We start from the raw sequence: 13,736 nt of genomic DNA, 5'->3' as shown, positions 1-13,736 counted from the left end.
TGGAACCTTACACGCTGTTTTTTGTGATGCTTTTCTCAAGAAGAAAGAGTGAGAAAATCGAGAGAAGTCAGAGAATTATCGGCCCCAAAAACCTGAGCCAAAACCTGACCAGTCGCCGCCACTTGCAGCAGCGTGGCATTCGCCGTAGACTGAATTTGCAACGAGTCAAAACTCAAGCCACCAGCCAGAACAAACTTATCACTTCCTACAGAAAAATTGAGCACAGTATCCAAACCGCCATTAGCGCTTAACACCAAACGATCGTTCCCCATACCCCCAATCAAAGTATCATCTCCCCCATCGCCAAACAGCCAGTCATCCCCAACACCTCCGTTGAGAATATCCCTATCTTTCCCGCCGTTGAGGGTGTCATTACCCTCATCGCCGTTAAGAGTATCTTGACCCTCATTGCCGTATAACAAATCATCGCCGCTGCCACCATTAATACAGTCTTGCTGAGTGCCAAAACCCACAGCGCCTCGCAGATTTTCCCCGCGATCGCCAAAAATAGTATCGTTACCCTCATCGCCGCACAAAATATCGCTGCCCGAGTCGCCGTACATCAAATCGTTGCCCGCATCTCCCTGTACCAAGTCGTCATCCTTGCCACCGCGAAGGGTATCGTTACCCAAACCCCCGCTGAGAGAATCGGAACTCTCACCCCCGCCCTGAAAATCATTCCCCTCTCCCCCAAATAGCAAGTCGCGGCCATCCACATCGGACACTAACTGGTTTTGCAAACCACCGTAAAGCGAATCGTCCCCCTCATCCCCGACAATGGTATCCGAACCGAGTTCGCCCCAAATCCTGTCGCTGTCTTTGCCACCGTAAACTAAGTCATTAGCTTTGCCGGCAAAAATGCTATCGTTACCGCTGCCACCGCCGATGAGATCGCCGGTGTCGTTGCCGAAAATTAAATCGCCTTCATCCGTGGCAACTGTACTGCCCGGTTGAGTGCCGTAGTCGCCGATGATGGTGTCGGAACCTTGATTGCCGTAGAGAGTATCCGAGTCAGTTTCGCCAAAAATGCGATCGCCCGCTTTGCCTCCAAACACCACATCCCGTCCGCTGCCACCAATCAAGGTGTCGTCTTGTTCTTGGCCGTTAAGTAAGTCGTTGCCATTGCCTCCTGTCAGCAAATCGAAGCCGTCGGGGTCGCTATCGAGGGAGTTGTGAACGCCGCCGAACACAGAATCGTTTCCGCTGTCGCCGGTCAGGGTGTCTGGGCCTTTGTCACCCCAAATCAGGTCGTCTTGTTTGCCACCGTAGGCGATGTCGCCAGCTTTGCCGGAGTAAACGGTGTCGGAACCTTGGTTGCCTGCAATGGCATCGCCTGAATCACCGCCGAAAATCAAGTCGCCGTCGTGACCGGTCAAGTCGATGTTGTTGCCGTTGTCGCCGACTATGGTGTCGCCACCGCGATCGCCGTACAAGGTGTCTCCATTGCGATCGCCAAAAATGCGATCGCCTGCTTTGCCGCCGAATACGACATCGCGATCTTTGCCTGAGTAAACGATGTCGTTGCCCTTACCGGCTGCTATGTAATCTGGCTGTTGTTCGCCGTATATGATATCGCTGCCTGCTTCACCTAACACTGTGTCGTCGCCGCGTCGGGAGAGAAACAGTTGGTTGGTTTGGTTTCCTGTTAAGGAATCGTTGGCCTCGGTTCCGAGAATTGTGTTTTGGATGTCGGTGAGTTGGGCGGCGTTGGAGTCGAAGTTGAGTAGGGGCTGTGGCTGGGGGGGGATCAATGCGATCCCAGGCTGCTGGGGCAGTGGTTGACAACCGCAACCGGTATCGGGTTCGGGTACTGGGTTGAATCTGGGGGTTGGTGTGGGCGCGGGTGTTGGTGTGGGTGTTGGTGGTGTTGGTGTTGGTGGTGTTGGTGGTGTTGGTGGTGTTGGTGGTGTTGGTGGTGTTGGTGGTGTTGGTTCCGGGGCTGGTATCGGCGCGGGTGTGGGTGTTGGTGGTGTTGGGGCTGGTGTGGGTGGTGTGGGTGTTGGTTCCGGCGCTGGTGTTGGTGTTGGGGCCGGTGTGGGTGGTATGGGTGTTGGTTCCGGCGCTGGTGTTGGTGTTGGGGCCGGTGTGGGTGGTATGGGTGTTGGTTCCGGCGCTGGTGTTGGTGTTGGTGGTGTGGGTGGTGTGGGTGTTGGTTCCGGCGCTGGTGTTGGTGTTGGTGGTGTGGGTGGTGTGGGTGTTGGTTCCGGTGTTGGTGTTGGTGTTGGTGTTGGTTCGTTCGGGAGAATGGCAGACACAGTAGCGCTGGCGGGGCTGGTAGCGCCCTGGTTGTCTGTAGCGCTGTAGGTGAAATTTGCTGTTGTAAAGTTGGCGGTCGATTGGAAAAATAATTGCTTAATGTCAGCAGGTGTCAGAATTTGACCGGCGGTGACAATCCGGCCGCCAGTATCGGGATTGCCTAAAAATATCAGCCCTTCATTTGCTGGTGGGAGGGTGTTGATGGTGAAGGATGCGATCGACCCGTCGGGGTCGCTTCCTCCGAGTCCTGCGATCGCCAAAGTGCTGCTGGGGGCAATTTCGAGGTTGACGTTGCTAGCTATCGGTGGTTGGTTGGCGGGAGTCGGAGTCGGAGTCGGTGGGGGTGGGGGAGTCGGGGCAACGGCGATGCTGGTGGTAACAGTTGCGCCGGGCTCGCTGCCGTTGTTGTTGGCAGGATTGGGGTCTGGACTCGTTGAGGTGCTGCTAGCAGTGTTGGCGACGGTGCCGCCGGTGACGGGAACTGCGAAACTGACGGTTCTGTTGGCGCTGGCGGCGCTGGCTAGGGATGGGATCGCCGTCCAAGTCACAATACCTGTAGTTCCGTTGTAACTTCCGCCGTCCGACACGCTGACTCCTGTTAACCCCGGAACAATGCTGTCGGCGATCGCCACATTGGTTGCTGCACTCGGCCCACTGTTAGCCGCCGTAATTGTGTAGGTGACTGTCGAGCCTGCCGCCGCAGTAGCGGGCCCGGTTTTCACCGTCACTACATCAGCGCTATCGGCGATGCTGGTGGTAACAGTTGCGCCGGGCTCGCTGCCGTTGTTGTTGGCAGGATTGGGGTCTGGACTCGTTGAGGTGCTGCTAGCAGTGTTGGCGACGGTGCCGCCGGTGACGGGAACTGCGAAACTGACGGTTCTGTTGGCGCTGGCGGCGCTGGCTAGGGATGGGATCGCCGTCCAAGTCACAATACCTGTAGTTCCGTTGTAACTTCCGCCGTCCGACACGCTGACTCCTGTTAACCCCGGAACAATGCTGTCGGCGATCGCCACATTGGTTGCTGCACTCGGCCCACTGTTAGCCGCCGTAATTGTGTAGGTGACTGTCGAGCCTGCCGCCGCAGTAGCGGGCCCGGTTTTCACCGTCACTACATCGGCGCTATCGTTCGTGATAGTGGTGGTGACTCGCGCCTCCGGACTGCTGCCGCTGTTGTTGGCGGGTACGGGATCGATCGTGTTGCTGCTGCTGAATACACTGTTTGTAATAGCGCCGAGTGTAGTTGGGGCGGTAACGGTTACGGTACGGGTGGCGCTGGCCCCTACAGGTAAATTCGGAATAGTTGGCCAGGTTACCAGTCTCGTTGTCTCGTTGAAAGTGCCGCCGCCGTCGGCACTGCCAAATACTGCCCCTCGGGGCAGTTGGTCTTCAAGCAGCACGTTTTCGGCCGGGTTCGGGCCGTTATTTACTGTCGTAATTGTGTAAGTAATGGGGCTGCCGGGTGCCGCAGCGGGCGGGCCTTTTTTCGTTGTCGCAACATCTGCTGTAGTAAGCGGCACGTCTATAGTTTGGATCGACAAAGTGCGAACGTCGTGAATATTTGTTGCGTCTCCCGTTGAACCAGCAAAACCAAATTTGAATGTTGGCGGGATGGGCCCGTTTATTGCCTCTAAATCGCCAATGTCGATAATAGTCTCGCCCACATCTGTAAACGAACCATTATTGTTGAGATCGAAGCTAACAGTAAGCTGACGACTGTTGGGCGTTTCAAAAGTGGGAGGTTCCAAAATAACTTGAACTCTTCTTCTGGCTGGTTCGCGAGTGGTAGTAATGGCGTTGATCGGCGGAGTTACGGGATTGGGAATATTATCTATTCCCCCCGGCACAAAGTTAGAAGTTAAAAACTGATATTCCCTAGCTTCGCTACCTCGAAGCGTTACCGAGTCTGGTCTAATCCCTCCCGGAATTCCACCTACACGCCCTTCATTTTGAGTTGAAAAATTTCCGAATTCATCAAATCCAATTCCTAAATAACCTCCGAGTAAACCGGACTGATTGTCGTCTGTATTTTGGGCGTAGCCGAGAGAACCTCCATAGCCTCCAGCTTTTGTTGGCGTCACAGTACCGTCAATTAAAAAGAAATTTATGCCGTCCCCTGTCAAATTACTGGGTAAATTCGGACGTGCAGTGCCGTTGTAGGCAAATATATCGAAGACAATTTTAAGGCCGCTGCTGGCTGGTACTGGACTGTTATAGATGGCAAAAGTAGATTGGTCAAAACTTCTTGAAGTTAATCTCAAAGCCCCGCTGCCGATCGGGTCGATGTTCAAACCCGGAAAACTCTCCGTTCCGGTTCCTGCTGTTAAAGCGGGAGCGTCTGTCGTGCCGCTGACCCCAGATATCCAAGGCCCTATTAGACTTGCATCTTGAAAACTTTCATCAACTAAAGTAATGAGGACAGCGCTGTAAGTTTCCTGCGTTTTTGTTTCAAAGGCTATTGCGGTTTTTACTCGTCCTGCTGTAACATTTAATTGCCAGTTTCCTCCTAATTTTGCACTGCCAATTAAATTGTTGGAAGCCGCTATATTTGCGCCTGTTAATTCTCTCAGCTTCTGCACGAAAGCAATCCCTGATTTTCCCGCCCCAACCCTGCACGCTAATAATAAAATATCGGCTTTTTCGCTTAAGGCATTTCCCCACTGCTGCAAATGCCGATCGTACTTTGGTAAGTTTTCATCCTTCAGTAAAGTTGACCCCAGTTGCACGGAAGCTTCATTGCCGTGAGCAACTATCTGAAGGCTGGCAATTAAGCTGCGTTTAGCTAGAATCTCGGTAATTTGTTCTACTCCGTCCAGAGTTTTATCGAGGACAATTATCTCTGTCCCCGGTTTGACTCCGTTGGCAAGATGCTGATAATTATCTACCCTCGGGTCGATGCAAACTAAATGTTTTTTATGTTTAGTCTTGACGCTCCGACTCGCTTTTGTTAAACAGGAAATATCGCTCGCCAGATCGCCGACTAAGGACGCCCCAATCAAAGAAGGTTTTAGGCAGTCGGTGTCGCGGCGATCGGAACTTGATTTGTGAATTGGCGAAGAGTAGTTGCACCATAAATTTTTCATGAGTTACATAGCTCCTTGATTTCTCAATTGTCAATCTTCAGTGGTAGATATTATTGTTAATTGCTAATGGAAAATTTCTAATTGCTAATTTCTCGACTTCGCATAATTAACAAGTTCTATTTACTGCGATTTTTTTTTGAGCGACATCTTCCGAAAGTAGCAGTTCGCTATATTTACCCGATCGATCAGGGGTTTTTTAGCCAATTCAGACGTGGTACTAAATTGTTTTACGACAAAAAAATGACACGATGTACGAAAATATACCTGGCTGTGCGATATTTTTTGCCTAAAAGCAGTTTATAATCGTTCATTTTTGTAGTAAACACTGGTTGATTTACAAGATTTTTGTTAAGACTTAAGTCCTTATCAAAAACAATTTTGATGGATCAATTGACCGACCTTCAGATATATTTTTTTTACACTTAAAAAATGGTTGTAACTTTTGTAGTTATCACTTTTTTGTTTTGATCGGTAATAAATTAGTCACTGATAACCAATTTGATGGTCGTCAGCAAGTCAAATCAGCCAATAATTAACCATCGGAAATTTTTGGAATTTTACATATTTAAAAACTCGGCTTGTTAAACAAACCGAGTTGCTAGAATTTTAGGAAAAATGCAGCGGATTCAATGCGCTTTGGTCTCAAGAAGAAAGAGTGAGAAAATCGAGAGAAGTCAGAGAATTATCAGCCCCAAAAACCTGAGCCAAAACCTGACCAGTCGCCGCCACTTGCAGCAGCGTGGCATTCGCCGTAGACTGAATTTGCAACGAGTCAAAACTCAAGCCACCAGCCAGAACAAACTTATCACTTCCTACAGAAAAATTGAGCACAGTATCCAAACCGCCATTAGCGCTTAACACCAAACGATCGTTCCCCATACCCCCAATCAAAGTATCATCTCCCCCATCGCCAAACAGCCAGTCATCCCCAACACCTCCGTTGAGAATATCCCTATCTTTCCCGCCGTTGAGGGTGTCATTACCCTCATCGCCGTTAAGAGTATCTTGACCCTCATTGCCGTATAACAAATCATCGCCGCTGCCACCATTAATACAGTCTTGCTGAGTGCCAAAACCCACAGCGCCTCGCAGATTTTCCCCGCGATCGCCAAAAATAGTATCGTTACCCTCATCGCCGCACAAAATATCGCTGCCCGAGTCGCCGTACATCAAATCGTTGCCCGCATCTCCCTGTACCAAGTCGTCATCCTTGCCACCGCGAAGGGTATCGTTACCCAAACCCCCGCTGAGAGAATCGGAACTCTCACCCCCGCCCTGAAAATCATTCCCCTCTCCCCCAAATAGCAAGTCGCGGCCATCCACATCGGACACTAACTGGTTTTGCAAACCACCGTAAAGCGAATCGTCCCCCTCATCCCCGACAATGGTATCCGAACCGAGTTCGCCCCAAATCCTGTCGCTGTCTTTGCCACCGTAAACTAAGTCATTAGCTTTGCCGGCAAAAATGCTATCGTTACCGCTGCCACCGCCGATGAGATCGCCGGTGTCGTTGCCGAAAATTAAATCGCCTTCATCCGTGGCAACTGTACTGCCCGGTTGAGTGCCGTAGTCGCCGATGATGGTGTCGGAACCTTGATTGCCGTAGAGAGTATCCGAGTCAGTTTCGCCAAAAATGCGATCGCCCGCTTTGCCTCCAAACACCACATCCCGTCCGCTGCCACCAATCAAGGTGTCGTCTTGTTCTTGGCCGTTAAGTAAGTCGTTGCCATTGCCTCCTGTCAGCAAATCGAAGCCGTCGGGGTCGCTATCGAGGGAGTTGTGAACGCCGCCGAACACAGAATCGTTTCCGCTGTCGCCGGTCAGGGTGTCTGGGCCTTTGTCACCCCAAATCAGGTCGTCTTGTTTGCCACCGTAGGCGATGTCGCCAGCTTTGCCGGAGTAAACGGTGTCGGAACCTTGGTTGCCTGCAATGGCATCGCCTGAATCACCGCCGAAAATCAAGTCGCCGTCGTGACCGGTCAAGTCGATGTTGTTGCCGTTGTCGCCGACTATGGTGTCGACCACCGCGATCGCCGTACAAGGTGTCTCCATTGCGATCGCCAAAAATGCGATCGCCTGCTTTGCCGCCGAATACGACATCGCGATCTTTGCCTGAGTAAACGATGTCGTTGCCCTTACCGGCTGCTATGTAATCTGGCTGTTGTTCGCCGTATATGATATCGCTGCCTGCTTCGCCTAACACTGTGTCGTCGCCGCGTCGGGAGAGAAACAGTTGGTTGGTTTGGTTTCCTGTTAAGGAATCGTTGGCCTCGGTTCCGAGAATTGTGTTTTGGATGTCGGTGAGTTGGGCGGCGTTGGAGTCGAAGTTGAGTAGGGGCTGTGGCTGGGGGGGGATCAATGCGATCCCAGGCTGCTGGGGCAGTGGTTGACAACCGCAACCGGTATCGGGTTCGGGTACTGGGTTGAATCTGGGGGTTGGTGTGGGCGCGGGTGTTGGTGTGGGTGTTGGTGGTGTTGGTGTGGGTGTGGGTGTGGGTGTTGGTGGTGTTGGTGGTGTTGGTGGTGTTGGTGGTGTTGGTTCCGGGGCTGGTATCGGCGCGGGTGTGGGTGTTGGTGTTGGTGTGGGTTCCGGGGCTGGTATCGGCGCGGGTGTGGGTGTGGGTGTTGGTGTGGGTTCCGGGGCTGGTATCGGCGCGGGTGTGGGTGTTGGTGTGGGTTCCGGGTCTGGTATCGGCGCGGGTGTGGGTGTTGGTGTGGGTTCCGGGGCTGGTATCGGCGCGGGTGTGGGTGTTGGTGTGGGTTCCGGGGCTGGTATCGGCGCGGGTGTGGGTGTTGGTGTTGGTTCCGGTGTTGGTGGTGTTGGCGTTGGTGTTGGAGTTGGAGTTGGTGCCGGTGTTGGTGGTATCGGCGCGGGTGTCGGCACGGGTATCGGCGCGGGTGTCGGCGTCGGTATCGGTTCCTTAAGGGGAATGAGAGAGACAGTGGCGACTGCCGCACTGCTGACGCCCAGGTTATCTATAGCGCTGTAGGTGAAGTTTGCCCCTGTGAAATTGCCGGACGCCTGGAAGAACAACTGGGTAATTTGCTCGGCTGTAAGGGTTTGGCCTGCAGTGACTCGCACTCCCTGGCTGGGGTCGCCCAAGAACAGCGTGCCTTCAGTGGCTGGTGGCAATGTGTTTACGGTAAAGGCAACCACCGTGCCGTCGGGGTCGGTTCCTCCGAGTCCGGGGATGTTCGCGGTTTTTCCCAGCAACACAGCTAGGCTGGAATTGTTGGCGACGGGTGGCTGGTCGGTCGGAGGTAAGAGTGCTAGCAGGGAGGCTGTAGCGGAGGCTGGACTGACGGCGCCGCGGCTGTCTGTGGCGCTGTAGGTAAAGTTGGTGGCGGCGAATTCGCTGGTTGCTTGGAAGAATAACTGGCTGATTTGAGTTGTGCTCAGTCTTTGGCCTGCCGTGACCCGGATTCCCTGGCTTGGGTCGCCCAAGAACAGGACGCCTTGATTTGCCGCCGGCAGGGTGTTGATAGTGAAGAATTCGATCGAGTCGTCGGGGTCTTTTGCCGTCAGCCCTGTGAGGTTGACGGTGCTGTTTGGCGCCAGTGTCTTGCTGAAGTTTGTGGGTACCGGCGGGTAGTTGAACGCCAGCGACACCAGAGAAACGGTGGCGGCAGGACTGCTGCCACCGAGATTGTCGTTGCTGCTGTAGGTAAAATTAGCTCCTGTGAAATTGCCGGCCGACTGGAAGAATAACTGCGTCATTTGCTCGGGTGTCAGGGTTTGACCTGGCGTGACGGCGACTCCCCCCGTTGCGGGGTCGCCCAAGAACAGGACGCCTTGATTTGGCGGCGGCAGGGTGCTGATGGTGAATGTAACGACTGTACCGTCTGAGTCTCTGCCTCCGAGTCCGCTAATTTGGACAACGCTGTTGGGTGCTAGCGCAGCGTTGCTGCTGTAGGCTGATGGAGGTTGGTTGGGTGTGGGCTGCGCGCTTAAAATGGCGGTGGTGACAGTGGCTCTGGACTCGGAACCGTTGTTATTGCTGGGTTTTGGGTCAAAAGTGCTCGATCGGCTCTGGGAAGTATTGCTAATAGTACCCGTCGCTGGAACGACTAAAGTTACCTCGCGGTTGATGTTGTTGCCGCTAGTCAAGCTGGGAATTGTTGGGAAGGTGACAACCCCTGTCACTGGGTCGTAAGTGCCGTTATCGGATGCGCTGACTCCCGTTAAACCGGGAATGATGCTGTCTGTAATCACTACGTTTTCAGCAGCACTCGGCCCATTGTTTGTGGTAGTTATAGTATAAGTCACGGAACTACCAGCCGGAGCAGATGTGAGACCGCTCTTGGACGTAACCAGGTCGGCTACAGCATTGATCGAGGTAATGACTCGACCCCCCGCCTGACCGGGGACTGCGACTGTCGAGCCGTTGTTATTCGTCAAGTCCGGGTCAAAAGTGTCCGATCGGCTCAATACAATGTTGGTGATGCTTGTCAGGGTAGGCGGCGGTACAAAAATCAGCCTGCGGGTGACGCTGCTGCCGCTGGCTAAAGTCGGGATCGCTGGGAACTCGATCGCCCCTGTGGCAGGATTGTAGGTTCCGCCATTCGACACGCTGACATTAGTTAAGCCGGGAACCAAGCTGTCGGTGATGACTACGTTGGTCGCGGGACTCGGCCCTAAGTTGGTAGTAGTGATTGTATAAAGTAGCGTGTCGCCCACCTTGATGCTGGCCGGAGCCGTTTTTTGGGTGACAACATCGGCCACAGCATCGATCGAGGTAATGACGGTGGCGTTGGGGTTTGTACCGTTGTTGTTGGCCGGACTGGAGTCGGGCGTGATGGAGGTACTTCTTGCCGTGTTGCTGATGGAAGTTACGGTGGGCGGTACTGTGAAGCCGATCGTCCGGGTAACTGTCTCCGCATTGGCGATTGCCACGGGCGCGAAGGTGACAATGCCTGTCACTGGATCGTAAACGCCGCCGTTAGATGCCGTGACTCCGCTTAACCCGGGAACTATGCTGTCAGTAATGGTTACAGCTTCTGCAGGACTCGGCCCTAAGTTGACTGTGGCGATCGTATAGCTGACCGAACTACCGGGCGTAGCACTCGTCGATCCCGTTTTCGTGGTTGCGAGGTCGGCGTTGGGCGCAATACTTGTCGTAACCGTAGAGTTAGTGGGAGTGCCGTCTTTGTTGGTCGCCTGGCCGTTGTTGTTAGTGAGGATCGGATCGAAAGTCGCCGCGCTACTCCGGGCCGTGTTGCTGATCGCGGTACGGGTGGCTGGGGCAGTGAAACTGACGGTGCGGGTCGCAGTAGCCCCATTTGCCAGCGCGGTCAGTGCCGGGAAGGTGACAATGCCCGAAACAGGGTCGTAACTCCCCCCGTCCGATAGGCTGACTCCTGTTAAACCCGGAATAATGCTGTCAGTGATGGTCACATCGGCAGCGGGGTCTGGGCCCATGTTAGTCGTAGTCAGTGTGTAGGCGACGCTTGACCCGGCCGAGGTAGTCACAGGGCCACTTTTGGCAGTAACTAAATCCGCGACTGTATCGACAACTGTGGTAGACACTACACCAGGCCCCTCGATTTGCCCTGGCGCGACTACACCGCTGTTGTTGCTGAGGTCGGGGTCGAAAGTCGAGCTAGTGCTGAATGCAACGTTGGCAAAACTGCTACCGCTGGTTAAACCGGGCGGCAAATCAATAGTCAGGGTGTAAGTGAGAGTCTCGCCGGCATTGAGAACGGGAATTAACGGCCAGGTGACTGCCTTGGTTTGGTTCACGTAAGTGCCGTTGTTGGAGGCAATCAGATCCGGCGGCAATCCGCCCGGAAGCAGCAGTTCAAAAGGTATTTCGTCTTGAATCAGGACATTTGTAGCGGGCGCTGGCCCCCTGTTTACAGTAGTAATCGTGTAGGTAATGCTGCTTCCGGGCTTGACGAACTGCGGGCCGCTCTTAATAGTGGCAACCTCTGCGGCGAGAGTGGGAGGATTGATAGTTTCAACTACCAGGTTTTGAAGTTCGTGAATGTTGTTGGCGTCTCCTGTGGAACTGCCAAAACCAAATTTGAAAATTGGCGGTACTGGGCCGTTTTCGGTTGCTAAGTTGGGGATGTCGATCAATGTAGTTTCGTAGATGCCGTCGAAATTTTCATCGAAGGCGACGGTGAGGCGAGAGGGTTCCACCGGATCGTTAGATGGATTCAGCGTAATTTGAACGGATCTTTTGGCTAAATTGCGATCGCTCGTGAACGTATTGCTGAAGTTAAAATTGTTGCCCGGTGCAGGGCCGCTAAAGTCAATGCTCGTAGGAATGTTATCGATGCCGAAGGGAACGATCGCATTTGTTAAAAACTGATAACCGTTTGCTTGATTTCCTCTAACAGTTACTGAATCAGGTCTGAAAGAACCAATAGAGGAGCCGGGAATCGGAGGTGGCTCAGGGCCAGAGCGCCCTTCTGTGGATGTTGAAAAATTGCCAAACTCGTCAAGCCCAATGCCTAAATAACCTCCCTCAATACCGGGTATACCCGTTCGTGGAGCGTAAGCCACAGAACCGCCATAACCCCCAGTCCTTGTTGGGCTAACAGTGCCGTCAATCAAGAAGAAACCCAGCCCGTCCCCTGGCTGAGGGCTAATAAATGGTTGCGGAGCATTAGATTGCTGGCTTGAACCGTAAGAATAAAAATCAAACTGGACTCTGAGACCGTCGGTTGAAGGAATGGGGTTGTTGTAGATGACAAAGGCTTCCCGAAGGTTTACTGCTGGAGTTAATAGCAGAGCGCCATCGCCGGGAGTTGCACCGCCCAAAGCCGGAAGTACCCCGGATACTGTGCCTCCGGTAATGCCGGGGATAAGTTGCTCGGCTGCTGGAACCCCGCTGCTGGGATCGAACAGTGCCCCGTTGTTTCCCCCGTAAATCCAAGGCCCCCTAACTGTGGAGTTTTTGAAAGTTTCGTTAACTAATGTGCCGAGGGCGTAAGGGTAGGCTTCGAGCACTTCTTTTTCAATGGCGATTCTCGCCTTTATTTCCCCGATCGCAAATTTTAATTGCCAGTCGCCGCCGAGTGCCGCACTCCCCGTCAAGTTGTCGGAAGCTGCAATATCTGCACCGACCATCAAGCTCAGCCGCCGCACGAAGGCCTCGCCGCTTTCCCCCGCTGCGATGCTGCACCCGAATAACAAGATATCTCCTGTCTCGCTGAGGGCTTTTCCCCACTGCTGTAACAAATGGCTGTAGGTTTGTAAGTTGTCGTTGCAGAGTTCGATCGACCCTAGCTGCACCAGAGCTTCTCGACCGTGAGAAACTATCTGAAGGCTGTCTAAATCGCTGCAATTAGCCAAAATTCTAGTAATTTGCTCGACTCCATCCCGCGTCGAGTCCAGTACAAATACCTCTGTATCGGCTGTTGCTCCTCTTGCCAAGCTGTCGCAGTTCTCTACTCTGGCATCGAGGAACAGTACATTTTTTAAAGTCCGAGGGGGCAACCACGGGGGGTTTGCCCCTACAGTTGCTTGCAAAAATTCTCTGCGGGGATGCCCAATTCTCGTGCCGCCACGCTGTTTCTGGGACAGGAAACACTCCTCTGTTTTTACTTGTTTTATTTGTTTTTTATGATGATAAGTAGCTGTTTTTCGGGACTTTGTGCCAGCAATCCTTGCGGTGGAGTCACATATTTTTGGGGTGATAAAAATTGGTTTGTTGCAGATGCTTTGCATGGTCAAATTGGCTCACGGATTGTAGATGATGTACCCACTTCAAGATGATAATTATCACCTATTGAAAAGGTTTAATTGCAGACTAAGAGGCTCTGCTGCTTGACTTGGAGCAAGAGCCAAAAGCGAATTTTACTCAGCACAAAGCAGTGCTATATTGATATTTAATAGCATTGCAAAGATCGCCGACCGAAGCGCTGAGGATTGGGGGTTTAAATCCCCATAACCTCTCTATCGGGTGATATTTTGCCTTCGGCTTTTTTCTTTTCTGTTAGCGAGTGTATCTGTTACACGCCTATCTCTTACATGGCGCAGTAGATAATAACAGGAGTTCTCAAAAATTTACTTGATGAGGTTTTCTGTAGCTCGTCTAATGCACTTTCATTTGCAGATAATTTTCACTATTTCTGGACGGATAAACGGGTTTGATGGACGAAAAGACTTGGTTGCAGCCTTCGCTCCCGGTAAAAAACTCGGTTTCTTTTGTTTTGGCGCGTAAACCCTGTTGACAATAGCAACTAGACATTAATTAGGGAGTGATAGCCGTCACATAATTATGCCGACCGTGCCCGAAGTGTCATTCAACTGAGATCTTGTAGCATTCTCAATAACCCTTTTATGGGCGGACTCTCCTGCCCAGCCCACAAGAAAATTCACTTGTTGTGGAACAGCGCGAAAAGCCTATTCTTGAGAATGGTGGAACAGATGAGATTCAATTGAAATCGGCA

At 52.6% G+C, this 13,736-nt stretch carries 3 protein-coding genes; all 3 read right to left on the bottom strand.

Going from position 1 to position 13,736, the window contains the following annotated elements; all coding sequences use genetic code 11:
* Nucleotides 1-35 precede the first annotated feature (35 nt).
* Complete coding sequence (locus OSC7112_RS37230) at nucleotides 36-5,336, bottom strand: DUF4347 domain-containing protein (protein ID WP_015178015.1); 5,301 nt, start codon at nucleotides 5,334-5,336, stop codon at nucleotides 36-38.
* Between the two features lie 642 nt (nucleotides 5,337-5,978).
* Nucleotides 5,979-7,388, bottom strand: coding sequence for a calcium-binding protein (locus OSC7112_RS41225; protein WP_223300904.1), 1,410 nt, complete (start codon nucleotides 7,386-7,388; stop codon nucleotides 5,979-5,981).
* Entirely contained in the window at nucleotides 7,282-13,011 is a 5,730-nt protein-coding gene (locus OSC7112_RS22250) for a DUF4347 domain-containing protein (protein ID WP_015178013.1), read from the bottom strand. The genes OSC7112_RS41225 and OSC7112_RS22250 overlap by 107 nt, the downstream gene beginning before the upstream one ends.
* Nucleotides 13,012-13,736 lie beyond the last annotated feature (725 nt).

The organism is Oscillatoria nigro-viridis PCC 7112, from assembly GCF_000317475.1.
GTDB lineage: Bacteria > Cyanobacteriota > Cyanobacteriia > Cyanobacteriales > Microcoleaceae > Microcoleus > Microcoleus nigroviridis.
This window is presented reverse-complemented; position numbering and strand designations above follow the sequence as displayed.